General features: G+C 73.0%; 20 protein-coding genes. 5 read left to right on the plus strand and 15 right to left on the minus strand.

Features of this window, described 5'->3' with window-relative positions:
- Window positions 1-184: 184 nt before the first annotated feature.
- The 3 genes from ACIPAE_RS07385 to ACIPAE_RS07395 form a co-directional block, all read right to left on the minus strand.
- Window positions 185-1099 carry an NADP-dependent oxidoreductase gene (locus ACIPAE_RS07385; protein ID WP_402443507.1) on the minus strand — a complete coding sequence of 305 codons (915 nt, stop codon included), beginning with the start codon at window positions 1097-1099 and terminating at the stop codon, window positions 185-187.
- A gap of 310 nt (window positions 1100-1409) precedes the next feature.
- The gene (locus ACIPAE_RS07390) at window positions 1410-2468 is read right to left on the minus strand and encodes an ornithine cyclodeaminase family protein (RefSeq protein ID WP_402443508.1); all 1059 of its coding nucleotides are present in this window, start codon (window positions 2466-2468) and stop codon (window positions 1410-1412) included.
- Window positions 2465-3220 (minus strand): IclR family transcriptional regulator, encoded by a 756-nt coding sequence (locus ACIPAE_RS07395; protein WP_402443510.1) that lies wholly within the window; start codon window positions 3218-3220, stop codon window positions 2465-2467. Before ACIPAE_RS07395 ends, ACIPAE_RS07390 begins: the two co-directional genes overlap by 4 nt.
- A gap of 251 nt (window positions 3221-3471) precedes the next feature.
- On the opposite strand from ACIPAE_RS07395, the gene ACIPAE_RS07400 reads away from it, so the two are divergent.
- Both ACIPAE_RS07400 and ACIPAE_RS07405 read left to right on the plus strand, forming a co-directional pair.
- Window positions 3472-4815 (plus strand): amidohydrolase family protein, encoded by a 1344-nt coding sequence (locus ACIPAE_RS07400; protein WP_402443512.1) that lies wholly within the window; start codon window positions 3472-3474, stop codon window positions 4813-4815.
- Window positions 4812-5876: a dipeptidase gene (locus ACIPAE_RS07405; RefSeq protein ID WP_402443514.1), complete on the plus strand. Its 1065-nt coding sequence runs from the start codon at window positions 4812-4814 to the stop codon at window positions 5874-5876. The genes ACIPAE_RS07400 and ACIPAE_RS07405 overlap by 4 nt, the downstream gene beginning before the upstream one ends.
- A gap of 34 nt (window positions 5877-5910) precedes the next feature.
- Here the strand turns inward: ACIPAE_RS07405 and ACIPAE_RS07410 are convergent, their stop codons facing one another.
- From ACIPAE_RS07410 to ACIPAE_RS07460, 11 genes are all read right to left on the minus strand, one after another.
- Window positions 5911-6846: a LysR family transcriptional regulator gene (locus ACIPAE_RS07410; protein ID WP_402443515.1), complete on the minus strand. Its 936-nt coding sequence runs from the start codon at window positions 6844-6846 to the stop codon at window positions 5911-5913.
- Between the two features lie 158 nt (window positions 6847-7004).
- Complete coding sequence (locus ACIPAE_RS07415) at window positions 7005-7769, minus strand: SDR family oxidoreductase (protein ID WP_366411601.1); 765 nt, start codon at window positions 7767-7769, stop codon at window positions 7005-7007.
- Window positions 7766-8524 (minus strand): SDR family NAD(P)-dependent oxidoreductase, encoded by a 759-nt coding sequence (locus tag ACIPAE_RS07420; protein WP_402443517.1) that lies wholly within the window; start codon window positions 8522-8524, stop codon window positions 7766-7768. The genes ACIPAE_RS07415 and ACIPAE_RS07420 overlap by 4 nt, the downstream gene beginning before the upstream one ends.
- Window positions 8521-9429: an SMP-30/gluconolactonase/LRE family protein gene (locus ACIPAE_RS07425; RefSeq protein WP_402443519.1), complete on the minus strand. Its 909-nt coding sequence runs from the start codon at window positions 9427-9429 to the stop codon at window positions 8521-8523. Before ACIPAE_RS07425 ends, ACIPAE_RS07420 begins: the two co-directional genes overlap by 4 nt.
- Window positions 9426-10955: a UxaA family hydrolase gene (locus ACIPAE_RS07430; protein WP_402443521.1), complete on the minus strand. Its 1530-nt coding sequence runs from the start codon at window positions 10953-10955 to the stop codon at window positions 9426-9428. The genes ACIPAE_RS07425 and ACIPAE_RS07430 overlap by 4 nt, the downstream gene beginning before the upstream one ends.
- A gap of 228 nt (window positions 10956-11183) precedes the next feature.
- Window positions 11184-12254: an ABC transporter permease gene (locus ACIPAE_RS07435; protein WP_402443523.1), complete on the minus strand. Its 1071-nt coding sequence runs from the start codon at window positions 12252-12254 to the stop codon at window positions 11184-11186.
- Window positions 12247-13251, minus strand: a complete 1005-nt coding sequence (locus tag ACIPAE_RS07440; protein ID WP_329373337.1) for a sugar ABC transporter substrate-binding protein — start codon at window positions 13249-13251, stop codon at window positions 12247-12249. Before ACIPAE_RS07440 ends, ACIPAE_RS07435 begins: the two co-directional genes overlap by 8 nt.
- Window positions 13248-14330, minus strand: a complete 1083-nt coding sequence (locus ACIPAE_RS07445) for an ABC transporter permease (RefSeq protein ID WP_402443525.1) — start codon at window positions 14328-14330, stop codon at window positions 13248-13250. The genes ACIPAE_RS07440 and ACIPAE_RS07445 overlap by 4 nt, the downstream gene beginning before the upstream one ends.
- A complete protein-coding gene (locus tag ACIPAE_RS07450; protein WP_402443527.1) occupies window positions 14327-15832 on the minus strand; it encodes a sugar ABC transporter ATP-binding protein in 1506 nt (501 codons plus the stop codon). Before ACIPAE_RS07450 ends, ACIPAE_RS07445 begins: the two co-directional genes overlap by 4 nt.
- Window positions 15833-16319: 487 nt before the next feature.
- Window positions 16320-17843: a UxaA family hydrolase gene (locus tag ACIPAE_RS07455; RefSeq protein WP_402443528.1), complete on the minus strand. Its 1524-nt coding sequence runs from the start codon at window positions 17841-17843 to the stop codon at window positions 16320-16322.
- A gap of 479 nt (window positions 17844-18322) precedes the next feature.
- The gene (locus ACIPAE_RS07460; RefSeq protein WP_402443530.1) at window positions 18323-19717 is read right to left on the minus strand and encodes a ricin-type beta-trefoil lectin domain protein; all 1395 of its coding nucleotides are present in this window, start codon (window positions 19715-19717) and stop codon (window positions 18323-18325) included.
- A 365-nt stretch (window positions 19718-20082) separates the two neighbouring features.
- Here ACIPAE_RS07460 and ACIPAE_RS07465 point away from each other — a divergent pair, with 365 nt between their 5' ends.
- Together ACIPAE_RS07465 and ACIPAE_RS07470 are read left to right on the plus strand one after the other, a co-directional pair.
- Window positions 20083-21144 carry an ATP-binding protein gene (locus ACIPAE_RS07465; protein WP_402443532.1) on the plus strand — a complete coding sequence of 354 codons (1062 nt, stop codon included), beginning with the start codon at window positions 20083-20085 and terminating at the stop codon, window positions 21142-21144.
- A complete protein-coding gene (locus ACIPAE_RS07470) occupies window positions 21141-22943 on the plus strand; it encodes a VWA-like domain-containing protein (protein ID WP_402443534.1) in 1803 nt (600 codons plus the stop codon). The genes ACIPAE_RS07465 and ACIPAE_RS07470 overlap by 4 nt, the downstream gene beginning before the upstream one ends.
- A 125-nt stretch (window positions 22944-23068) precedes the next feature.
- Here ACIPAE_RS07470 and ACIPAE_RS07475 read toward each other — a convergent pair whose 3' ends face one another.
- Window positions 23069-23542 carry a cupin domain-containing protein gene (locus tag ACIPAE_RS07475; protein WP_402443536.1) on the minus strand — a complete coding sequence of 158 codons (474 nt, stop codon included), beginning with the start codon at window positions 23540-23542 and terminating at the stop codon, window positions 23069-23071.
- Window positions 23543-23891: 349 nt separating this feature from the next.
- On the opposite strand from ACIPAE_RS07475, the gene ACIPAE_RS07480 reads away from it, so the two are divergent.
- Window positions 23892-25532 carry an MFS transporter gene (locus ACIPAE_RS07480; RefSeq protein WP_329373325.1) on the plus strand — a complete coding sequence of 547 codons (1641 nt, stop codon included), beginning with the start codon at window positions 23892-23894 and terminating at the stop codon, window positions 25530-25532.
- The last annotated feature ends 251 nt before the right edge of the window (window positions 25533-25783 follow it).

Genomic DNA, 25783 nt, shown 5'->3' on the forward strand with positions numbered 1-25783 from the left:
GTGAGTGGGACAAGGTGCGGAGGCAGGCGGCGTGTGCGGCTACGGGGATCGTACGAGCCGGCTCGCGTGCGATGGCATCCGCACGGCCGTGTTCTCAGCAAGCCGGTACGCCGGTACGCCGGTACGCCGGTACGCCTGCAATCCGGTACGCCGGTACGCCACCTCAGGAGCCCGCACCTGCTGTTCAGTTGACGGTGAGGACGATCTTGCCGCGGTTGTGGCCGGCATCGCTGGCCTGCTGCGCCTTGGCGGCTTCCGCGAGCGGGTAGGCGGCCCCGACCGTGGTCACCAGGGTGCCGTCGCCGGCCTGCATGGCCAGTTCGGCCAGCCGGGCGGCGGAGCGGCGCTGCGGGCCCTCGGCGAAGACGACACCGAGTTCGCGGGCGCGGAAGTCGGCGGTGGTGACGATCCGGTCGGTGCCGCCGCGCAGCGTGATGGAGTCCTCCAGGGCGCCCTTCCCCGCGGCGTCGAAGACAGCGTCCACCCCCTCGGGGGCGAGGGCCCGGACCCGTTCGACCAGGTTCTCCCCGTAGACCAGCGCGGTGGCGCCGAGCGAGGCGACGTACTCCTGGTTGGCCGGGCCGGCGGTGCCGATGACGCGGGCGCCGCGGGCGACGGCCAGTTGGACGGCGATGGTGCCGAGCGCACCGGACGCGCCGTGGATCAGCAGCGTCTCGCCCGAGGCGAGGCCGAGCAGGTCCAGCACTCGTTCGGCACCGTCGCTCGCCACGGGCAGCGCGGCGGCGTGTGCCCAGTCCAGCCCGGCCGGCTTGTGGGCGAGAACGGACGCGGATGCCACGGCGTACTGGGCGTAGGAGCCGGTGTCGGACCAGCCCAGCACCTCGTCGCCTTCCTTCAGGTGGTCGACCCCCTCACCGACGGCGTCGACCACACCGGCGATCTCCCCGCCGGGCACGGCGGGGAGCGTGGTCGGGAAGATCGCCTCCATGCCGCCGGAGCGGATCTTGCCGTCCACCGGGTTGACACCGACGGCCCTGACGCGGACGCGTACCTGGCCGGGGCCCGGCTGCGGGACCTCGATCTCCGCCTCGTGCAGGACCTCGGTGCCGCCGAACGTGTCGAAAACGATGGCCTTCATGACTGCTGCCTCCCCAAGGATGACGTCACCGGCCACCTTTACGTGGCCAGCCACATAAAAAGTACCACCGTTTATGTGGCTAGCCAAGTAATGGCTCGGCGAGGAGGGCGCGGTCGCGACGAAGGGGCTCCCCGAGGGGTGCCGATCTTGGCCGTGCCGCGGCGACGCGCGAACCCGTTCGCGGACCGGGCGGACCGGGCGGACCGGGCTGCGTGGGCCGGGCGGCGCGGACCGGGCCGCGCGGCGCCCGGAGTTACGGCCGGCGAGGTGCCGAACGTGGCAGCGACGGTGTCGCCCTCGAAGCCGACGCCTACGAAGCCGACGTCATCGACGGTGAGGCGCCCGGCGGCCCTCCGCGCGCAGCGGCTCCCGCACTCCCGCGACGCGCCAGGTGGGCGTCGTGCGCCACGCGGGCGGCTGCCACGTCGAGGGCGGCGTGCCCGGTGGACTTGAACAAGGTCAGCTCGGTGGCGTCGCGGCGGCCCGGGCGCGAGCCGCTGAGCACGGCGCCGAGGAGGGTGAGCCGGGACGGGTCGAGGCCCTGGAGTTCGTGGGCGCCGGCCGGGGGCGGGGCGGCGGCCGCGCCGTCCCACTCGGCGAACAGGAGCGCGTCCCGGACGGTGGCCGGGTCGACCTCAGGACCGCCCGAGCCGCCGACGGAACTGACGTGGGCACCGGGCCGCAGCCACGCGCGGTCCACGACGGGCTCGCGGGCCGCGGTGCAGCACAGGACGGCGTCGGCGCCGCGGACCGCCGACTCGACGCAGGGCGCGGCCACGACGCCGTGCCGGGCGGCCAGCGCGCGGGTGCGGTCCGGATCGCGCCCGGCCACGGTGACGGTCGGCGCGGCGCCGGCCGGCCAGGGGAGGCGACGGGCCGGGAGGTCGCCCTCGGGCGCGCCGAGGACGGCGGTCAGCAGGGTGAGTTGGGCGTCCGCCTGGGCGCCCGTGCCGATCACCGTGACCTGCTCGGTGCCCGGCCGGGCCAGGGCCAGCAGGGCGGCGGTCGCGGTGGCCGCGGTACGCAGGGCGGTCAGCGGTTCGGCGTCGACCAGGGTGAGCAGGCGCCCGTCCGTCTCGTCGAACAGGGCGACGACGCCTTGGTGCGCGGTGCGCCCGGGGTGGGCCGGGTCGTCGAAGACGGTGACCAGCTTGGCGGCCAGCCCGAGGCCGGGGACGTGGGCGGGCATCGCCCCGAGCAGGCCGTGCGGCCCGAAGGCGGCGATACGGGGCGGCGCGGAGACGGTCCCCGCGGCGATCGCGGCCAGGGCGCCGCTGACGGCGTCCAGCAGCCGCAGCGGGTCGAGCGCGGCCACGGTGGCGTCGTGGCCGAGGACGGCGGGCCCGGACTCCCGCTCCCCCGCGGTCATGCCGCGCCCCCCGGAACGCCCAGAGCGGCGGCCAACTCCTCGACCGCCGAACGCAGTTCGTCCCGCAGCCGGGAGAGGTTCGGCTCCTCGAACTCCGGAGTCGGCCCGACCAGGGTCAGCGCGCACAGCGGCCGGCCGTCCGGGGTGAGGACGGCGCGGCTGACGGACGCCACCATCCGCTGGGTGCGGCCGATCTGCACGCCCCAGCCGGTGCGGGCCGTACGGTCCAGGTCGGCGAGCAGACCGTCGGGGCCCTCCAGGGGATGGCCCGCGGCGGCGGCCGCCGCCAGGTAGGGGGCGCGGGTCCGCTCGTCCATGGCGGCGACCAGGGCCAGCGGACCGGCGAACCGGTGCACCGGCAGGAGTTCGTCGCGCAGGTCGCTGATCATCTCCAGCCGTGCCGGGCGGACCACGTCGACCACACGGGACCGGTCCTCCTCGGGGACCTGGAGGTTGACCATCGTCGCGGTGGCCGCGGACAGCCGCTCCAGTACCGGCCGGGCGATGCCGACCAGGGAGTGCGCGGCGGTCGCCCGCGAGAGCTGGAGCACGACGGTGCCCGGCAGGTAGCGGTCGCCGATGCGCATCACCCAGCCGCGGCGGACCAGGTCGGCCAGCACCCGGTGGGCGGTGGGCCGTTGCAGGCCGAGGGGGTCGGCGATCTCGCTGAGCCGCAGCGGGCGGCCGGACCGGGCGACCGCTTCCACCAGGTCCAGGGCCTTGTCCACGGCGGAGTTGCCGGACGCGGGCACGGAGCGGTCCTCTCGTTGTCGGCGCCGGGCGCCGCGTTGCCGGCACCGGGCGGCCCGGACGGGTCCGCGGACGCCCGCGCGCTCCGCGCCGGCGGAGGTCGCCGGACGCGCGGGGCGCCTCGGCCTCCCCGGCGGCTCGCGGGCGGGTCCGCCGCCCCGTCCGAGGGGCGGGTAGGGTGGCCGCTGTTCCGACCAACGGATCACCTGTTGCAAGCAATGTAACAGTCCGGGCCTGGAGGGAGAACCGACCCATGAGTGACGAGCCCGTCGCCGCCCCGACGCCTTTCGCCCCGGCGCCGGCCGGCACCGTGGTGCTCTACCGTGGCGCGACCCTCGTCGACGGCACCGGCGAGGCCGGCCGCCCCGGGACCACGATCGTGGTCGACGGCGAGCGGATCGTACGGGTCGCCGCCGACGCCGAGGTCGACCCCGCCGACTTCCGCGACGCCGAAGTCGTGGACGTGACGGGCGCGTTCGTCCTGCCCGGCCTGATCGACTCGCACCAGCACCTGGCGACACCGCCCAACCGCCCGGTCGCCGAGGCCGTGTTGCGCCGCGACCTGTTCGGCGGCGTGACCACGGCCCGCGACATGGCCGACGACCTGCGCCAGGTCGGCGACCTGGCCCGCGCCTCCCGGGTCGGCGAGATCCCCGCCCCGGACCTGTACTACGCCGCGCTGATGGCCGGCCCGACCTTCTTCGACGACCCGCGGACCTGGCAGGTCTCCCAGGGCGCGATACCGGGCCGGAACCCGTGGATGCAGGCGGTGGACGAGGACACCGACCTTCCGCTCGCCGTCGCCATGGCGCGCGGCACCTCCGCCACCGCGATCAAGATCTACGCGGACCTGCCGGCGGACCGGGTCGCCGCCATCACGGCGCAGGCGCACCGGCAGGGGCTCCTGGTCTGGGCGCACGCCGCCGTGTTCCCGGCGAAGCCGGGCGAGGTGGTCGCCGCCGGAGTCGACAGCATCTCGCACGCGAGCCTGCTGGTCCACGAGGCCGCCGAGGGACCGCTGATCCGCTACCGGACCAAGCCGCCGGTGGACGCGGCCCGGTTCGAGCGGGGCGACGACCCGGCGATCGAGGCCCTGTTCGGGATGATGCGCGCCCGGGGCACGATCCTGGACGCCACCGCGTCGATGTGGGGCAGGATCGCGGCCGAGGCCGGCGACGCCGCGGAACCACGCGAGCGCGCCCTCGCCAACGACGCCGTCACCGCCGCGATCACCGCCCAGGCCCACCGGGCCGGTGTGGAGATCTCCACCGGCACCGACAGCGACCCGGACCCCGCCTCGGCCTGGCCGCCCCTGCACGACGAGTTGGTCCACCTCCACGAGCGGTGCGGCATGACGCCCCTTCAGGTCATCCGCAGCGCCACCCTGATCGGCGCGCGCAGCCTCGGAGCCGAGCACGAGCGCGGCACCGTCGAGGAGGGCAAGATCGCCGACCTGGTCATCCTCGGCGCCGACCCGGCGGCCGACCTGGCCGCCGCCCTGCGCAGCGTCCGCACGGTCGTCAAGCGCGGCCGCCCGCACCACCGTGCGGACTTCGTCGAGCCGGCCCCCGCCACGGGAACGGCGGTGGCGAAGTGAGCACCCGCACCCCGCTGATCGTCAACGCCCTCGGCGAACTGCAGAACCCGAACGCGTCCGCGGAGACCGCCGGGTCCCTGGTCCAGAGCAGCAGCGACATCCGCGTCGACGAACGCACCGTCGCCGACGCCCGCGCCTCGGGGCTGACCGCCGTGAACATCACGCTCGGCTACACCATCGGCGACATGGAGCCCTACCCGCACACCCTCGCCGAGATCGAGGTGTGGGACGGCATCCTCCGCGACCACCGGGCGGATCTGCTCAAGGTGCTCACCGCACGGGACATCCTCCGCGCCCGCGAGGAGGGCCGGATCGGCGTGGTCTACGGGTTCCAGAACGCGGTGGCCATCGGCCGGGACCTGGACCGGGTGGCGGAGTTCGCCCGCCTCGGCGTCCGGGTCGTGCAGCTGACCTACAACCAGGCGAACCACATCGGCGACGGCTCCATGGCACCGCAGAACCGCGGGCTCAGCCCCTTCGGACGGGAGGTCGTCGAACGGCTGGGCGAGCACCGGCTGATGGTCGATCTCTCCCACAGCGGCGAGAACACCTGCCTGGAGGCGGCCCGGATCGCCGGCGCGCCGGTCTCGATCAACCACACCGGCTGCCGGGCGCTGTGCGACCTGCCGCGCAACAAGACCGACGAGGAACTGCGCCTGGTCGCCGAGCGCGGCGGCTTCGTCGGGATCTACTTCATGCCCTTCCTCGCCGCCTCCGGCCACCCCACCGCCGACGACGTGGTCGAGCACCTGGTCCACGCGGTGAACGTGTGCGGCGAGGAGGCGGTCGGCATCGGCACCGACGGGCCGGTGACCGCGATCGACGACCTCGACGGCTACCGGGCCGCGCTGGCCGAGCACGTGGCGGAGCGCCGCCGCGCCGGGGTCGGCGCGGCCGGGGAACGCGCCGACACCTTCCCCTTCGTGGTGGACCTGCGCGGCGTCGACCAGTTCCGCAGGCTCATCGCGTTGCTGGAGCGGCGCGGCTGGTCCGAGGAGCGCATCGCCCGGGTCATGGGCGGCAACTTCGTCCGCTACGCCGAGCGGATCTGGGGAAGCTGACCGCACGTCGGTTCCGCGCGCCGACCGCGACGGCTCACGCCTCGGCGTTCAGCGGCCGTACGCCCGCGGGCAGCGGTGTGTGCTCCTGGGCGTGCAGGAAGGCGCAGACGGCCGCGTTGCTGGAACGCCGCCGGGTCCAGAACAGGGCGACGTCGCGGTGCGCGGTGGGCGACTTGATCCGGCGGACCGCGAGCCCGTCGACCGGCGTGGTCTGCACGGCGAGTTGGTTGATGACGCCGATGCCGAACGCGGAGCGGACCAGGGCGACGAGCGTCGCGGGGTGGTCGGTGAGGTAGGCGACGTCCGCCTTCGACTCGTACTCCCCGAGCATGTGCCGCAGGTCGAAGCCGCCGCCCTCCTCCTCCGAACCGGCCGGGTTGCCGATCAGCGGCCGGGACAGGATGTCGTCGATGCCGATCAGGGGTTCCGCGGCGAGCGGATCGCTGTCGCGCATCACCGCGACGATGTCCTCCCGCCAGATCGTGCGGTGGCACAGCGTGGGTTCACGCATCTTCGGCAGCGTGGGCCGGAACGCGATGTCGACGACACCGGTCGCGACGGCCTCCTCCAAGGTGGCCGCCGTCCCCTCCCACAGCTCCACGGTGAGCCCGGGGCACTCGGACTTCAGGACCTGCAGCAGCGCCGGCAGATAGGTGGAACTCACCGACGGGTAACTGGCGACGGTGAGGTGCGCGACGAACTGGTCCTGCGTGCTGCGGGCGGCGTCCACACCGCGCTGCAACTCCTGGAGCGCCGCCTGGGCGTGCCCGTAGAAGAGCTCTCCGGCCGGGGTGGTGCAGATCGGGCGGGCCTTGCGGTCGAAGAGCGAGACGCCCAGGGCGTGTTCCAGCGCGGCTATGTGCGCGCTCACCCGCGACTGCGAGAGGTGCAGGGTGTGCGTCGCGGTGCCGAATCCCCCTCGGTCGGCGACCGCGAGGAAACTGCGCAGCCACGCCGTCTGCAGAGACATCGCGTCGCGCGTCACCATGGTTCCCTGTTCTGACGGGAGACCATCGTCGCCGGTGGAAAGGGTCACTGGAGTTCCTTTCGTGTGCGGGCCAAGCTACCCCCGCCGACGCCGACGCCTCTAGGGATGTGCTCGCGGACGGCCGGGCCGGGCCGGAGCCGTCAGGCCGCGGTGAGGCCGCCGTCGATGATCAGCGCGGTCCCGTTGATGAAGCGGCCCTCGGGTCCCGCAACGAACGCGATGGTGGCCGCGACCTCCTCGGGCGAGCCGAGCCGCCCGTCCAACTGCCGGGCGGCCATGGCCTGCCGGGCCGCTGCCGGGTCGGGTGCGTTCGCCACCATCGTGTCGACCCACTCCGTCGCCACGGTGCCGGGGCAGATCGCCACGCACCGGATGCCGTCCTTGGCGTGGTCGACCGCGATGGCCCGGGTGAGGCCGACCAGCCCCGCCTTGGAGGCGCAGTACGCGGCCCGCCGCGGCAGGCCCACCTGGCCGGCGACCGAGGCGACGTTGACGATCACCCCGCCGCCGCTGTCGAGCATCAGCGGCAGCATCGCGCGGGCGGTCAGGAACGGCCCGGTGAGATTGACCGACAGCACGCGGTCCCAGTCCTCGTCGCTGGTCTCCAGCACCGTGGCGGCCAGGCCGATGCCCGCCACGTTGACCAGCAGGGCGGGTGCGCCGCGGGTGACGGCGACTTCACGGGTGACCGAGCCGACCTCGTCCGGGTTGCGCAGGTCGGCGGGGAACGCCCGCGCCGCGCCGCCCGCGTCCTCGATCTCCGCGCGGGTCCGGGCCAGGCCGTCCCGGTCGACGTCCATCAGCGCCAGGTCGTATCCCGCCTGTGCCAGCCGGTGCGCGGTGACCCGGCCGATGCCGGAGGCCGCGCCGGTGACCACCGCGACCCGCGGGCGCGCGGCGCTCACGTGTACGCCAATCCGGGCAGCGCGCCGTCCATGGCGTAGCCGCCGTCGACGTCGAGGCAGGCGCCCGTGGTGAAGCACGCCTCGTCGGACGCCAGGTAGCAGATCGCCGCCGCGATCCACTCGGGCGGTGCGATGCCCAGGGGCACCCGGGAGGCCAGTGCCCGCTCCACGTCGGCCGTGTAGATCGGCGCGCTCATGCCGGTGCGCACCGGCCCGGGCCGCACGCAGTTGACGGTGACGCCGTGCGGCGCGAGTTCGGAGGCCATCGTGCGCGTCATCGCTTCGAGGCCGCCCTTGGTCGCGGTGTACGGGGCGGCGCTCGGTTCGGAGACCACCGCGTGCACCGACGAGACGTTGACGATGCGGCCGCGGACGTCCGCCTCGACCATCATCCGGGCGACGGCCTGGGCGAGGAAGAACGTGCCGGTGAGGTTGACCGCCATGACGCGGTCCCAGTCGGCGCGGCGCACGTCGAGGAACGGCGCGATGTGCAGGACGCCCGCCACGTTGGCGAGCACGTCGACCCGCTCGTAGCCCTCGCGCAGGGTGGCGGTCAGCACGTCGGCGGCGTCCTCGTCGGCGATGTCGAGGCCGAGGGTGCGCAACCGGTCGGTGCCGGCTTCGGGCCAGGGCTCGTCATGGCGCAGGTCCACGGCGAGCACGCGGGCGCCTTCGGCCAGCAGCCGGACGGCGGTGGCGCGGCCGATGCCGGAGTTGGCACCGGTGACGACCGCGACTTTGTCGGTGAATCTCATTGATCGCCTGCTTCTTCGGTTTCTTCGATCGTGAGGGCGGTGGTGAAGACGTGTCCGGGCAGCCCGGGTGTGGTGGCCTCGCGGCGCAGCACGGCGCCGGACAGCGGCCACTGCCGGAGCTGGTCGTCGGTGAGGCCGTGCGAGGCGGAGGTGATGTACATCGTGCGCAGGCCGGGGCCGCCGAAGGCGACGCTGGTGGGCCGCAGCACCGGCAGCGCGACGCTCTCGCGGACCGATCCGTCCGGGGCGAAGCGGGTGAGGTGGGCGCCGTCCCAGAACGCGCACCACACGTCGCCGGCCGCGTCGACCCGCAGCCCGTCGGGGACGCCGTCCAGGCCGGTCGTGTCGGCGAAGACCTCGCGCTCGCCGATCGAGCCGTCGGCGAGGTCGAAGCGGTAGGTGTGAATGCGGTGCTGCCGGGAGTCGACGAAGTACATCCGCCGGCCGTCGGGCGACCAGTCGATGCCGTTGGAGCAGTGGAAGCCCTCGTCGGCCGTGCGGTAGGTGCCGTCGCCGTCGAGCCGGTAGAGCCGTCCGTCCGGGCCGGACTCGCTGTCCTCCAGCGACCCGGTCCAGAAGCGTCCGGTCGGATCCACGCCTCCGTCGTTGAAGCGGCACGACGGGCGGTCCGCCTCCGGGTCGGCCAGCAGCCGCCGCCGTCCGGTGCGCACGTCGACGAGGTGCCAGCCGTCGCGCAGGCCCGCGACCAGGACGCCGGGGTCCTCGGTGAGCCCGAGGCAGCCGACCTGCACGCCCAGCCGCAGGACGTGCGGGGCGTCGTCGCCCTCCGTCCGGCTGAGGATCTCCCCGGCCACGATGTCCACCCAGTACAGCGTGCGGGTCCGGGCGTCCCACAGCGGCCCTTCCCCCAACCGGTACCGACCGGGCGAGAAAACGTCCGTCACAGTACGGCTCCCATCCGCCAGGGCGCGATCTCCTCCGCGCCGAAACCGAGTTCCTCGGACTTGCTCGACCGTCCCGACGCGGTGTCCACCAGCAGCTCGAACAAGCGGGTGCCGTGGCGGACCTGCTCCGCGTGCGACAGGGCGGGTCCCGCGTCGAAGTCGACGTCGCCCGTCATGTGCCGGAACAGCCGGGTGGTCGTGCTGATCTTCACGCAGGGCACCGGGCGGGAGCCGAACAGCGAGCCCCGACCGGTGGTGAACGCCAGCAGGTTGGCGCCGCCGGCGACCATGCCGGTTGCCGACACCGGGTCGTACCCGGGGGTGTCCATGAAGGTCAGGCCGGGTGCGGTGACCGGCTCGGCGTAGTCCACCACCGCGTTGAGCGGGCTGGTGCCGGCCTTCAGCACCGCGCCGAGCGACTTCTCCCAGATGGTGGTGATGCCGCCCGCGCGGTTGCCGGCGGACGGGTTGTCGTCCAGTGCGGCGCCGTTGCGGCGGGTGTACTCCTGCCACCAGCGCAGCAGTTCGTCGATGCGCCCGGCCAGCTCCGGCGTGGCCGCGCGGTCTTTCAGCAGGTGCTCGGCGCCGTGGATCTCGGGTGTCTCACCGAGCACGACCCGGCCGCCGGCGGCCACCAGCAGATCGGCGGCCACGCCCAGGGTCGGATTGGCGGTCAGGCCCGAGTAGGCGTCGCTGCCGCCGCACTGCAGGCCGAGGACCAGCTCGGACACCGGGATCGGCTCGCGCCGCGGCCGCGCCGTCAGGGCCGCCAGGCGGGCGATCCGGCGCAGTCCCTCGGCCACCGCGGCGGCGGTGCCGCCGTGGTCCCGGATCGTCAACTCCTCGACGGGGGCGGCCCCGAGGCCGCTCTCCACCTGGCCGGCCTCGCCCCCCAGCCCGACCAGCAGGACGCCGGCGATGTTCGCGTGGGCGGCGTAGCCGTGCAGGGTCCGGCGCAGGATGTCCGCGCCGGGGCCACCGTCCGGCGTGTCGCGGCCCAGGTCGTGGGTGAGGGCCACGACTCCGTCGAGGCCGGCCCGGCCCGCGTGCGCCGCGCCCGCCGCCTGGGCGACGAGCCGCGCCACGGTCGCCGACGACCCGGTGGCCGGCAGCACGGCGAGGTAGTTGCGGGTGGCGGCCCGCCCGTCCGGGCGCCGGAAGCCGAGGAAGTGCTCGCGGGTGGGCGCCGCGGGCGGCTGCCACCCGGCCTTCGCCGCACCGCGTGCGGACGAGGCGGCCGGCTCCCGCCCCACCCCCATGTTGTGCAGGTGCACATGGTCCCCGGGCGCGATGTCCGCCGTGGCGTGGCCGATCGTCTCGGCGTACTTGCGCACCGCGGCGCCGCGCGCGATCGCCTTCAGCGCGATCTTGTGGCCGGCCGGGATGTCGCCGCGTGCGGGCACGGCGCCGGTGTCGACGGCGACTTCCGTGCCCGCGGCGACGTCCGCCAGGACGAGTCCCACGTTGTCGGGACCGGGACGGGCGACGAGCGGAGTGACCAACTGCTGGTGTGGATCGTCAATCACCCGGAATCCAATCGCACACGTCCGTGCCGGCTTCCTGCCGGCCGGTTGCGGACAAGGAACAATGAGGGACCGGAGTACGGCCGCGGCCGTAGTCCCGATCATAGGGAGCGGTTCTCCGTGCCGACAGCGCGTCCGGCGGAAGAGCGTCCTCCGGTATGCGGATCGGCCGGCCGAAGGCGGCGTCGGGAGAAGGCGGCCGCGGAAGCACCCGGCCCACCGTCCCGCCGGTCAGGCGGCGGCCGTCCGCGGCCGCACCCAGCGGGCGAGGCCGTCGGCACTGGCGGCCAGGAAGATGAGCGCGCCGGTCACCATCTGCTGGTCGTAGGAGGCCAGTCCCAGCAGGCTCATCCCGTTGGAGAGGAACCCGAGGAACAGCACCCCTGTCGCGGTGCGCAGCAGGCTCCCCCGGCCGCCGAACAGGCTGGTCCCGCCCAGCACGACTCCGCCCACGACGTTGAGCAGCAACGGGCTGCCCATACTCGCGCCGGCCCCGGCCAGTTCGGAGGTCAGGACGACGCCCGCCAGCGCCGAGAACAGGCCCGCCACCGCGTAGACGCCGACCTTCACCCGGCCGACGCTGACGCCGTTGACACGGGCGACCTCCTCGCTGGCGCCCAGCAGGATGACGCGGCGTCCCCAGGCCGTACGGGTCAAGGCGATCTGCGCGCACACGTACAGCCCGAGCGTCATCCACACCGCGTACGGCACGCCGCCGGGACCGTCGATGCTGAAGTCGATGAATCCGGCCGGCACGGGGGCGATGGTCCTGCCGTGGCTGAGCAGCGTGGTGCCGCCGCTGACGACGTACAGCGCGGCGAGGGTGACCGCGAACGGCACGACGGGCAGTCTGGCGACGAGCAGGCCCACCAGTGCCCCGATGCCGGCGCCGACCAGGAGCGCGAACGCGATGCCCGCCGGGACGCTGTGGACGGTGGTGATGACCCAGGCGCCCGCGACACCGCTCGCCCCGATCACGCTCCCGGTGGACAGGTCGATGCCCCCGGTGAGGATGACGAAGGTCGCCCCGATGGCCGCGATCGCGACCACGGTCGACTGGCTGAACACGTTGATGATGTTCGAGGACGTCAGCAGCCCGTCGGTGGTCACGCTCAGCACGACGATCAGCACGGCGAGGGCCGGCAGCATCGACAGGTCCGCGAACCACGCGGGCCGGCGGGCCGGATCGCGCAGCCGGGCCAGGGGCGCCGGTCGCGGTCCGGCGTCGGCGTCGGTGTCGATTGCCGGGGTCACGGGGGCGGACGCGTGCGCCGGGTCCTCACCGGTCCTGGAGCTAGCCACCACAACCCCAGACCCGGGACTCGGTGGCCGCGCGGTTGGCCTGGTCGAGGGTGACGCCGGCGCTGCGGACCGTCCTGGGCACGACGTCCTTGCCGGCCAGCGCCGTGGTGATCGACGTGACGGCCTCCTTGCCGAACTGGTCGACGCGGGTGGCGATGTCGGCGTCCAGGGTCTTGGCGCGGATGGCCTTGCAGCCGTTCTGGTCGCCGTCGATCGTCACGAGGAAGACGTGTTGAGGGTCGCCGACCGGTGCCAGCCGCTTGGCGGTGGTCAGTGCCGACTGCACGGACGGCAGGAGGAAGTCCGAGGGGACGAAGACCGCGTTGATGCCGGGGTTCTTCTGCAGCGCGTTCGAGGTGCCGTCCAGCGCCTGGGACGGGTCCCAGTTGGTGGGCACCTGGCTCACCACGGTCACCTTCGGGTTGCCCTTGAGGGTGTCGCCGAACCCGTCCCGGCGGCCGATCGCGTTCTGGTCGGTCAGCGCGCCCACCAGTTCGAGGACCTTCAGCGGCTTGGTCCTGGCCGCCGCGATGAACTCGTCCGCCGCCAACTCGCCGTCGGCCTTGGGGTCTCCGGTGATCTGGAAGGAGACGTCCTGCTCGTCGGCGACCGCCCGGTCGATGGTGACGAAGGGGACGTGGCGGGCCTTGGCCAGGCTGATCGAGGAGGCGATCTGCTTGCCGTCCTGGGCGATGACGATCAGGGCGTCGACCCGGCGGGTCTGGATCAGGTCCTGGATCTGCGACGCCTGCTTCTGGGCGTCCTGGTCGGCGACGTCGAAGACCACCTTGTAGCCGGCCGAGGCGGCCGCCTTCTGGATGGCCGACTTCTCCGACGTGCGGACCGCGTTGAGCAGGTCGAAGCTGACCCCGATCGTGCCGTGGCCCTTTCCCGACGCCGCTCCCGAGCCGGACGTGGAGGTAGGGCCGCAGGCCGCGAGCGCCAGGGTCGCCATGGCGGCCACGGCCGCGCATCGGGCAACGGGGTACCGTCTCATCTGAACTCCTTCATCATGGTTGCGCCGGCTTCCGCCGGCTCGGTCCGGCCCCTGCCCCACGGAGCGCCACCGGCCGGCGCGACCGCCCGGACCAGCTCCCGCCACCGCACCGCGGCCGCCAGAACGGCGACGAGCAGCACCGCGCCCCGCACGATGTCGAAGACGTAGGGCGAGGCTCCCGAGAACACCAGGCCGGTCTGCGCGGTGGTGAGGACGAGCGCGCCCAGCACGGTGCCGGTGACGCTCCCCCGGCCGCCGAACAGGCTGGTGCCGCCGAGGACCACGGCGGTGACGACGGTCAGTTCGTACCCCTGGCCGATGGACGGCTGCACCGCGCCGAGGCGGCCGGTCTGGGTCAGGGAGGCGAGCGCGGCCAGCAGTCCGGCCAGCGCGTACGCCCCGACGGTGACCCGCCGCACGGGAAGGCCCGCGTGCACGGCCGCCTCCCGATGGGAGCCCACCGCCTGGAGGTACCTGCCGAACACGGTGCGGCTGAAGAGCAGTCCCGCGCCGACGGCCGTGCCCGCCGCCAGCCATACCGGCACGGGGACGCCGAGCGCGGTCGCCGTGCCGATCCCGCGCAGGTTCGCCGGCAGGGTGATGTTCCGCTGGCCGGTGATGTGCCCGCCCGCGCCGCGGAAGACCTGGAGCGTGGCGAGGGTGACGACCAGGGCCGGCACCCGGGTCGTCGCGACCGCGGCGCCGTTGACCAGCCCCATGCCCACGCCGGCCGCCGCGACCGTGAGGAAGACCAGGCCGGCCGGTCCGCCGGACAGGGCGTCGCTGGACTCGATGGCGGCCGCCAGGAAGAGCATCGAGCCGACGGACAGGTCGATGCCCGCCGTGATGATCACGTAGGTGGCGCCGACGGCGGCGATGGTCAACGGGCTCGCCTGGACGGCGATGTTGCGGAAGTTCGCGGTGCCGGCGAAACCGCCGTAGGACACGGACAGCGCGGCCAGCAGGACCAGGAGGACGGGCAGCAGCGGCTGCCGCCGCACACCGGCGAGAAGAGCGTCGCGGACGTAGCGGACATCGCGGATGTCGCGGATGTCGCGGACCCGGGTGGCCGGCTTCATCGCCCGCCCCCCGTGGCGAGCCGGATGACCGCTTCCTGGGTGGCCTGCGAGCGGTCCAGGACACCGGCCAGGGCGCCGTCGTGCATGACCCCGACGCGGTGGCTGAGGCCGAGCACCTCCTCCATCTCCGAACTGATCAGCAGGATCGCGGAACCTGCGCGGGCCAGGTCGACGAGCAGCCGGTGGATCTCCGCCTTCGCGCCCACGTCGATGCCCCGGGTCGGCTCGTCCAGGATGATCAGCCGGGGTCTGCCGGCCAGCCACTTGCCGATCACGACCTTCTGCTGGTTTCCCCCGCTCAGCGAACGGCCGCCCGACTCCAGCCCGCCGCGCGCGACCAGCCGCACCTTGGCGGCGAGTTCCCCGGTGAGACGGCGTTCCGCGCCGCTCCTGAGCCAACCGCCCCACCGGGAGGCGGACACCGAGCCGAGCACGACGTTGGACAGGCTCTCCCGGATGGGGCGGTCGAGGAACAGCCCCTCGTGCGCCCGGTCCTCGGTGACGAACGCCATTCCGGCCGCTATCGCGGCCCGCACGTCGCCACGGCGCAGCGGTTTCCCGTCGACCTCGATCCGCCCCGCCTTGCCGCCGAGCCCGAAGACGGCCCGGGCGACCTCGGTGCGGCCGGAGCCCATGAGTCCCGCCAGTCCGAAGATCTCCCCCTGGGCGATGTCGAACGAGATCCCGTGCACCCGCGCGTTGTCGTCCAGATCCCGTACCGACAGCATGACGTCGGGCCGGGGCCGTGGAAGAGCCGGATGTCCCCGGGCCAGTTCGCGGCCCACCATGAGCGATTCGAGGGTGGTCCGGTCCAGTTCAGCCGTCGGCCGGTCGCCGACGACGCGTCCGTCCCGCATCACGACCACCCGCCCGCTGAGCCTGGCGATCTCCTCCAGGTAGTGGGAGATGTAGAGCACCGCCACTCCGTCGTCGCGCAGTTGCTCGACGATCCGCATCACCAGCTCGCGCTCGTCGAGGTTCAGCGAGGCGGTCGGCTCGTCGAAGACGACGGCGCGCGGGTCGGCGGCGAGCGCCTTGGCGATCTCGACGAGTTGGCGCTGCCCGGCGGCCAGGTCCCGTACCACCGCGTCGGGGCCGAAGCGGGCTCCGACCTGCTGGAGGAGGGGGGCCGCGATCCGCCGCAGCCGCCCTGGCTGTACGACCGGCGACCGCCCGGTGCGAAGCCGCCCGATGAGGATGTTCTCGGCGACCGTCAGGTCCGGGAAGAGGCTGGTCTCCTGGTGGACGGTGGCCACACCGGAGTGCCTGGCGCCGCCCGTGCCGGCGGCGGGCCCGGCCCCGCCGAACTCGACCCGTCCGGCGTCGGGCCGCAGGATGCCGCCGATGAGGTTCTTCACCGTGGACTTGCCCGCGCCGTTCTCCCCGGCCAGCGCGACGACCTCGCCGCCGGAGACGGTGAAGGACACGTCCTGGACCGCGGCGACGCCACCGAACGACTTCGACACGTTGCGCACCGCGAGCGTCGGCGCCCGGCCGGTCATCCTCGGCTCGCAATCCCGGCGATCGGGGTTGCCCGCGCCGGCGACGCGCAGCCCGCCGTCGCGTCAGCCGGGCAAGCGGTGGCCGGCTGCGATGTGCCGATCCGCCCCCAGTGCTCAGACATGCTTCCTCCGTGGAGTTCCGGTCCTGTGTACGTCGGCGGGCTCGCGTCCTTCCGCCGTCGCGCCCTCGTGCATGCCGAAGGGAATGGCAGGGGACGGCCCTTGGTACCGCTCTTCTCCCGGCGTCGAATTCCCGCTCGTCAGGATGCGATCGACGCTAGGCCCCGGGGTCGCGGGTGTGAAGTTCGTGTTTCAGCAGGCGTCAATCCGTTAACCGGATAGCCGCCCTGCCCACCGCCGTCGCCAAGCGGCGGGCATGCCTTTGCACCGCACCGCGGAGGCGACGGTTCGCTATTCCGGCGATTCGCGCGGGGCGGGGTAGAGCAGGGCAGGAAAGGTCAGGACAGGAAGGGTCAGCGAGTGGCGGTCACAGCACCGCGCCCATCCGCCACGGCGTGATCTCCTCGGCGCCGAAGCCGAGTTGCTCCGCCGTGGTCGGGTGTCCGGACGCGGTGTCCACGAGTGCCTCGAACAGCAGCCGGCCGTGTGTCACGTGTTCCGGGCGGGCCGTCGCCCGTCCGCCGTCGAAGTCGATGTCGCCGCTCATGGCCTGGTAGAGCCCGGTGGTGGTGCTGATCCGTACGCACGGGGTCGGGCGGGAGCCGAACAGCGAGCCGCTGCCGGTGACGGAGGCGAGCACCGTCGCTCCCCCGGCGACCATGCCCGTCGCCGAGACCGAGCCGTGCCCGGGGGTGTCCATGAGCGTCAGCCCTGCTCCGGTCACCGGATCTGCGTACCCGACGACGTGCTCCACCGGGGCGGTGCCGGCCTTCAGTACGGCGGCCAGCGACTTCTCGCCGAGCGTGGTGATGCCGCCGGCCCGGTCCTCCCGCGTGGGTTCGCCGTGCGGGCCGGCGCCTTCGCGGGCGGCGTACTCCCGCCACCACGCGAGGAGTTCGTCGATACGGACGGCGACGCCGGAGGTCGCGGCCCGGCGGCGCAGAAGGTGCCCGGCGCCGTGCAGGGCGGGTGTCTCGCCGAGGATCACCCGCCCGCCCGCGGCCACCAGCAGATCGGCGGCGACGCCCACCGCCGGGTTCGCGGTGATCCCGGACCAGGCGTCGCCGTCGCCGGACTGCAGTCCCAGGGTGAGTTCGGCCAGCGCAACGGGTTCCCGGCGCAATGTCCTTACCTCGGCGACGAGTTCGGCGACCTGGGCGAGGGCCGCCCGCACCGCCGCCGCGGTGCCGCCGACGTCCTGGATGGTCACGGTGGTGTCCGCCACGTCGCCGAGGGCGTTCCCGGGCTGGTTGATCTCGCAGCCGAGGCTGACCACAACCGCCCCCACCACGTTGGGATGCGTGGCGTATCCGTGCAGCGTGCGGCGCAACAGGCCGTCGCCCGGGGTCCCTTCGGCCATCCCGCAGCCCAGGTCGTGGGCGAGCGCGATGACGCCGTCCAGGCCGGGCACGCCGGCGTGTTCGCGTTGCGCGGCCTGCGCGACCATCCGGGCCACGGTGGCCGAGCAGTTCACGGTGGGCACGATCGCGATGTAGTTGCGGGTCGCGCCCCGGCCGTCGGGGCGGCGGTAGCCGAGGAAGTGGTCGCGGGTCGGGGCGGTCGGCGGGGACCAGGCCGGCGGGGCGGACCACCCGCGCTCACCGGGATGGTCCTGGCCGGGCCCGAGGTTGTGCAGATGGACGTGGTCGCCGGGTCTGATGCCGGTCAGCGCCACCCCGATGACCTCGCCGTGCCTGCGGACCGGCTGTCCGGCGGCGACCGCGCGCACCGCCACCTTGTGTCCGGCCGGGATGTCCGTGGCGGCCGGGACCGTCGTGCCCCCGACCATGACGGGAGCGCCGCCCGGCGCGTCGCCGAGGACCAGTCCGACGTCGTCGACGTCCGGGCGCAGGACCAGCGGCCGGACCGGGGCGAGGGCCGCCCCGGTCATACCGTGGCCTGCCGGGCGGTACCGATCGCCGGGTGCGGCATTTCCCCGCGCCTTTCGGCAACGTGCCGGGCCCCGGCGCGCGTGACGCGCATTCCCTTTGCGGAGCGGTCGTTCAGGAAGCGGTCGGGTCCCGGAGGGGGCCCCGGGGAGCGAGTCGTCATGTCACCGACGGTAAATTCCCGTTCCGGAAAACCCAAGTGCGAGAATCGGCAGGCGTCCATCCGGATTTCGGATCTTTCCTCCGGCGAAACGGGCGCCTTACGGAAACGGGCCGGCGGTTTCGTGATTCTCCCGGCGACGGGCTTCTCCCGTTGGCGGTTCGCCCAGCGGCTCGCCCGGGCGGCGGTTCGCCCAGCGGCGGTTCGCCCAGCGGTTCGCCCGGGCGGCGGTTCGCGGGAATGCCCGCCGCCGGTCACGGTGACGGTTCCCGTGGCCGGCGGCGCGCGTACGCGGTGGCGGTCCCTGCCTGTAGGGCCTGCCTACAGGGTCTGCCACTTCTGGTTGTCACCGTTGCCGCAGGACCAGAGCTGGACGTTCTGCTCGCTGTACAGGTCCGCGTCCAGGCAGAGCTTGGAGCCGGCGTTGCGGATCGTCCCGTCGGAGAACTGGTACCACTGCTGCCCGGCCCCGCCCTGGCAGTCGTCGATGACCACATGGGTGCCGTTGGTCGTACCGGAACCCGCGGCGGCCAGGCACTTCGTCCCGCCGTACACGGTGATCGTCCCGTCGGACTGGCGGGTCCACTGCTGGTTGTCACCGCTGCCGCAGGTCGTGACCTGGACCTGGACGCCGTCGGCCTGCGACGCGCCGGGCACGTCGAGGCACGCGTCGTAGCCGACGTTGTGCAGCCGGGTGGTGTCCGAACTCGGCGTGCCCCAGGCGTACTTGAGACGGTTGACGGCGGTGGGGTTCGGCGTCCACAGCGGCAGGTTCTGGGTGCTGCCGCTGTCGAAGCCGCTGAAGAGCCGGAGGATGTTCAGCGAGTCGTGGTCCGGGCTCGTGGTCCTGCCGCCGATGCCGTGGCACCAGATGGCACCGAGGTTGTACTCGCGTATGACGTCGGTGATGGCCCGCAGGAACGCGACTTCCTTGGGGGTGGTGGCGCTCGGAGTGGCGTCGTAGTCGATGCCGTTGTCGGCGTCGGCGCCGAACTCCTCGATGACGGTGCGCGAGGGGCAGTTCCCCATGTACGTCTTGATGTCGTTGACCCAGTCGTCGTAGCTCCGCGCGCCGTAGGGGAAGGCGTAGCGGTGCATCGCGAGGTAGACGCCGTCGAAGCGGGAGTCACCGCACAGCGGTCGCAGGTCGCTGCCCCAGCCGCCCGAGTCGGCCTCGGCGCCCTCGATGAACATCCGGTTCCTGGGCAGGCCGTTGGCGCTCTCGCGGGTGATCCAGTTGGCGGCGAAGTCCAGCCACTGGGCGGTGGTGAAGCCGACCGGCTCGTTCATCGGGTCGAAGTAGACCAGCGGGTTGGACAGGTACTTGGCGACCTCCGTGTCCCACATCTGGTTCCAGGTGGGCAGGTAGCTGTCGGCGATCTTGTTGCTGCCGTCCTCGGACCAGTAGCACAGGATGACCTTGAAGCCCTTGGCGGTCGCGGCGTCGATGACGGCGTCGTAGGTGTGCCAGTCGGCGGTGGCCGGGTTCATCGGCAGCCGGACGGTGTTGGCGCCCAGCGTGCTCTGGAACGTGGCGAACATCGCGTCGGCCTTGCTCCTGGCCGAGTTGTAGTCGTCGTCCGCGGACAGTCCCTGCAGCACGAGCCGGTCGGGGGTGAAGTTGTCGCCGAGGCGGGACCAGTGCACGCCGTGGAACTGGCTGGGGTCGAGGCCGCTGTCGGCGGCGGCGGCCGGGGATGCGGTGGACAGCGTCATGAGCGGCACCGTAGCGAGCAGGGCCAGGGCACACAGCATCCAGGCCAGCACGCGGCGAGGGAGACGGGTGCGCGCGGAGGCGGGGGCGGGGACTTCGGGGTGGACGGCAACGGGAGTGGGGGGCGGCATGACTTCCTCTCCGGCTTGGCGCGCGAGAGTGGCCGGACGTGGCCGTGAATTCACCGCAACGCGCCGTTGACAGGGTGGAAACGAAGCTATCCGCGCTCCCCACGTGCGTCGATCGCGTCTTTCGGAACACCCGTATCCGTGTGGCGAATAGCGGCCCTGGAAAACGAGATGCGACTGCCCTCGCCGCCCCCATACGCTGGGCGAACAGGAAAATCCCCGGCGGAGGAGCCAACCGCTTGCAGGCCACGATAACCGTCACGCCCACCCAGATCCCGGACCTCCTCCTGGGCCTCGCCACGGTCCGCCCGGTATTCCTCTGGGGCGCCCCCGGCATCGGGAAGTCCTCCCTGGTGAGGAAGTTCGCCGACTCGCTGGGCCTTGAGTGCGTAAGCCTGCTGGGCACGCAGCTCGCCCCTGAAGACCTGATCGGCGTGCCGCAGATCCGCGACGGCCGCTCCGTGTTCTGCCCGCCGGAGGCGATCGCCCGCGACGAGCCGTACTGCCTCTTCCTGGACGAGCTCAACGCCGCGACCCCGGATGTGCAGAAGGCGTTCTACTCGCTCATCCTCGACCGCCGGATCGGCAACTACGAACTCCCGGCCGGCTCGATCGTGATCGGCGCCGGCAACCGCGCCACCGACAACGCCCTGGCACGCCCCATCGCCTCCGCACTCGTCAACCGCCTCACCCACGTCCACCTGCGTGCCTCCGCCACCGACTGGCTGGTGTGGGCGGGCGAGAACGGCATCCACCCCTGGGTGGTGGACTACCTCTCCGACCGTCCCGACCACCTGTGGTCGCAGCCGCCCAAGACCGAGGAGCCGTTCTCCACGCCCCGCTCCTGGCACATGCTCTCCGACGCGCTGCACTCCTTCGGGCCGGCGCTGGACGAGGAGACGCTGAAGGTCGTGGCTCACGGGACGCTGACCCCCGCCCACGCCGTCTCCTTCTGCGGGTACGCCAAGATCGTGCGACACACCTACGGCATCGAGGCGATCATCAAGGGAGACGCCTCCTGGCCCCGCCGCATCGAAGACCGCGACCTGCTCTACTACCTCGCCGAGGCGTTCCGGGGGCGGCTCGTCAAGGAGCTCCCGGCCCGGCGCGAGCACGCCTCGGCCGCCGTGCGCGAGACCGCCTACCGCGCCAAGTCGCTGCTCGTCCAGCTCGCCGAGATCTCCGTCGAGGTCGCCCAGACCGTCATCGCCGAGGACGCCGACGGCAACCCGGTGCTGCCCGCCTGGTTCCTGGTGGAGGCCGCCCGCGACATGCCGCGCCTGGTCGAGGCCCGGCGTTGAGCCGGTCCCGCAAGCAGGGCGCAGACCGCCCCGACCCGGCCGCCGAGGCTTTCGCCGCCGGCGTGGACCTGGTGGGCCGCAACCCCGCCCTCGCAGCCATCGACGCCGACTTCGTCCGCGCCCAAGGCAACGCCGACGCCCCGGGCCAGGGCCTCGTCCGGGCGGACTCCAATGGGCGGGTGAACGTCCACCCCACCCGCCGAGCCGAACCCGGCGAGTGGGCCTGGGCGCTCGCCCATGCCCTCCTCCACCTCGGCTTCGGCCACCTCCCCGCCGCCAAGGAGCCCCGCGAGCAGCCCGACCGCTTCGACCTCGCCGCCCGCTGCACCGTCGTCAACCGTTTCCTCACCACCTTCCCCATCGGCACCACCCCCGACCATCTCCCCACGAGTTACCCCGACGGCGACGAGGAGCAGCTCGCCGCCCGCTGGCGTAAGACCGGCGTCCCGGCCGCCTACGAGCGGTGCGGCACCGCGGACGGCGAACCCGACCAGTTGCTGGTCCAGTGGCCGCACTGGAACACCGTCCTGCCCGACCGGCAACTCGCCTTCGCGTACGCCCTGACCCGTACGGTCTCCGCCGCGATGGACGTCGCGGGTGGCCGCCGGGACCGGCTCACCGGTGAGCGCGTCGCCCAGCGTCCCTGGGATCGCGCCCTCAACTGGTTCGTCTCGTCCTACCCGCTGCTCGGCGGCCTCGCGGCCGGACTGACCGTCGTCGCCGACGCCGAACTCGCCCGCGTGCACGACATCTCCGTGGCCGCCGTGGACGCCACCGCCGGCGAGATCTACATCAACCCGCTCAAGCGGTTCACGGACGAGGAGTGGCGGTTCATCCTCGCCCACGAGATGCTGCACGCCGCGTTGCGCCACGGCGGGCGCCGCGGCTCCCGCGACCACTATCTCTTCAACGTCGCCGCCGACTACGTCATCAACGGCTGGCTGACGGAGATGAGCGTCGGCGCGATGCCCGAAGGGCTGCTGTACGACGCCGAGTTGAAGGGTCTGTCGACCGAGGAGGTGTACGACCGGATCACCACCGGGCTGCGACGTGGCCGGCGCCTTGCGACCCTGCGCGGCAAGGGCGCCGGCGACATCCTGGGCGAACCACTGCCCGGCCGGCCCGCCGACCCCGTCGACCTCGACGAGTTCTACCGGCGCGCCCTCGTCCAGGGCCACCAGCTGCACACCGACCGGCAACGTGGCCTGCTACCGGCCGGACTGATCCAGGAGATCCGCGCGCTCGCCCACCCGCCCGTCCCGTGGGATGCCCAACTGGCGCGCTGGTTCGACGAGTTCGTGCCGCGGCCCGAGCCGGTACGCAGCTACTCCCGGCCCGCCCGGCGCCAGGCCTCGACCCCCGACATCCCGCGCGCGGGCCGCTCCTTCCCGCCCGAGGAGGTCGCCCGCTGCACCTTCGGCGTCGTCCTGGACACCTCGGGCTCGATGTCCGGCCCGCTGCTCGCCAAGGCACTGGGCGCGATCGCCTCCTACGCCGAGGCGCGCGACGTGCCGGCCGCCCGGGTGGTGTTCTGTGACGCCGCCGCCTACGACGCCGGGTACCTGGCGCCAACGGAGATCGCCGGGCGGGTACAGGTCAGGGGACGCGGCGGCACGGTCCTGCAACCCGGCATCGACCTGCTGCAGCGGGCCGACGACTTCCCGCCGACGGCCCCCGTCCTGGTGATCACCGACGGCTGGTGCGACGTGCTGCGGGTCCGCCGCGAGCACGCCTACCTGATCCCGGAGGGCGCGGGGCTGCCGTTCGCCCCGCGCGGACCGGTCTTCCGGGTGCGCTGACCGGCAGGGCCGCTTCACCGCAAGGGCTCCCCGCAACGTCACCTGGCCCGCTTCGCCGGTCCCTTCTCAGCCCGCGCGGTCTGGGGTGCCGCCGCCGATGTGGTCGTGGAGGTGGTGCTCTCGCCTTACCAGGCAGGGCTGGTGACGAAGTGGGTGTCGTAGCGGTGCTGCCCGGTGAGCAGGCTGTCGCGGCCGGCTTCGCCCCGGCGGATTCTGGCGACCTGCCGGAGGTAGTCGAATCGTTCGATGCCAGGGGTGATCACGATCAGGGCATCGGCGGTGTCCTCCGGGGCGGCGCGGAAGGCGTGGGCACACTGCGGCGGGATGACCAGGAGGTCACCGGAGCCGGCGGTGATGACCTTCGATCCCACAAGCACCTGGAGCGTTCCGTCGACGACGAAGAACAGCTCCGAGGAGTGGTCGTGCCGGTGCGGGACCGCGCCGTCTGCGCCGCGGGCGAGTCGGACGCGGTGGGCGCTGAGCGCCCCGTTGCTGGCACTGGCGTCAGCCAGTAGGCAGTGGCCGATCTCGGGCAGTTGCTCGGCGTCGCCTGCGCGGACGACAACCGGGTCGTGTGGATCGGCTGCAAAAGCAGACACGGGAGACCTCCTGGGCTAGGATGCTAGCAATCTAGTGAGCTAGTATCGCCCGACGGGTGATGCGGAAGTCAAGCAGTTCACCGTGCATCCGCCGCGGAGGCTGATCAGGCAGGTCGAGCACCACGCGATCGAGCCGGGCATGTCCTTGTCCGCGCTGGTCACAGACGCCTTGCGCGCCTACCTCGACGACGCCCATGAGCGGCGGCTGTTCACTTCCGGAAAGGAGTCACGCCATGGCAACCGAAAGGTTCGAGGCGGTGTTCGTGGAGGCCCAACCTGCCGGGCCCACCCGGTGGCGGCGCTTCCGCCACCGACCGTGGGGATGCGAGGAGCGAAGGATGGGAAACGAATGAGCAGATGGCGCGGCAATCCCTGGGCGGTGCTGCTGACGCTCAGCCTGGGATTCTTCATGACACTGCTGGACCTGACGGCCGTCAACGTCGCCGTCCCCAGCATGATCGGCGGCCTGCACGCGTCGCTTGACGAGGTGTTATGGGTGATCAATGTCTACATCCTCGTCCTCGCCGCACTGCTGATCACCTTCGGCCGGCTGGGCGATGTGCGCGGGCCGCGCACCATGTTCATCGGGGGTGTCGCGCTGTTCACCGTGGCATCGGTGCTGTGCGGCCTGTCGCAGGGGCCGGCCCAGCTCATCGCCACCCGGGCCGTGCAGGGCCTGGGTGCGGCGGCGCTGATGCCGCAGACGATGACGATCATCATCGGCACGTTCCCGGCCGAGCGCCGGGGCGCCGCACTCGGCGTCTGGGGCGGAGTCGCGGGCGTGGCCACCATCGCCGGGCCCACCCTCGGCGGGTTCCTGGTGAGCACGGCCGGCTGGCGGTGGATCTTCTTCGTCAACGTCCCGATCGGCGCGATCGTCCTGGCGATGGCCGTCACGCTCGTCCCCGACATCCGGCACGGCAACCACCGAAAGCTGGACATGGTGGGTGTCGTCCTCGCCGCGGCGACGCTGGTATGCCTGACCTTCGCGCTCACCGAAGGCCAGCGATACGACTGGAACGCCGGGATCTGGGCGCTGCTGGGCGCGGCTGCCCTGCTGCTGGTGCTGTTCCTGGTTCACCAGGGCACCCGGCAGCACGGCGAACCGCTGCTGCCCTTCGTGCTCTTCCGCGACCGCGACTACGCGGTCATGACCTTCGTGTCCGCGACCGTCCAGGTCGGGATGCTCGGCCTGTTCCTGCCGGTGATGATCTATCTGCAGTCGGTGCTGGACTTCAGCCCCCTCACAGCCGGGCTCGTGATGGCGCCGGCGATGGTGGTGTCGGCGGTGCTGTCGCCGGTCGCGGGCCGGATGTCGGACCGGATCGGCGGCAAGTACGTCCTGATGACCGGTCTGACCCTGTTCGCGGCCGGGATGGCCTGGCTCACCTGGGTCACCGATGTCGGCCGCGCGTGGTGGGAGTTCCAGCCCGCCCTGGTCACGGCCGGGGTAGGCATCGGCTGCGTGTTCGGCCCGATGGTCACGGTCGCCATGTACAACGTGGAGCCCGCGATGGCCGGGGCGGCCTCCGGCGTGATGAACACGATCCGCCAGATCGGCACGGTGATCGGCAGCGCCGCGGTCGGCGCGGTACTGCAGAACCGCCTGGCCGCGTCACTGCAGGACGAAGCGGCGAAGCGGGCGGCCGGCCTCCCGGCCGACGTCCGCGGCCCGTTCCTGGCCGGCTTCCGCAACGCCGCCAGGAGCGGTCAGGAGGTCGGCGTCGGGCGGAACGGCACGGTGGTCCACCCGCCGCAGGGAACACCGCCGAGCCTGGCCCATCACATCGACCAGGTGGCGGCGTCCACGTTCGAGCACGGGGTCGTCCACGCGATGCGACCGACCCTTGCGCTGCCCATCGTCGTGATCGCGGTCGGCGCCGTCTCGTGCTCCTTGGTACGACGCCGACCGGTCGGCGGCCCGCGCCCCGCTCCGGAACCGGTGGACCTCGGCACCTCGGCCCCCACCCGCCAGGAGTTCCTGGGCTGAGGCCGTCGTCGACCGTGGCCGCACGGTGGCCAGTGGCCCCTGCCGCCTTGGTGCCGACAGCGTCCGACAGCGGCCGGCGGGCGGCCGGCCACCCTCCGGCCGGCGCGGTTCGGCGGCGGTACCCGCCGGTCGGCTGTGCTGGGGCGCCGCCCCCGTCTCGACCCGTCCGGCCGCGACCTGCCGGCGCCGGCGCCGGCCCCCGACCAGCGCTCCCCCGCATGGTCGGCTCCGCGGTCAACCCCCGAGGGGCT

This window comes from Streptomyces sp. NPDC087270 (assembly GCF_044744625.1).
Lineage (GTDB): Bacteria > Actinomycetota > Actinomycetes > Streptomycetales > Streptomycetaceae > Actinacidiphila.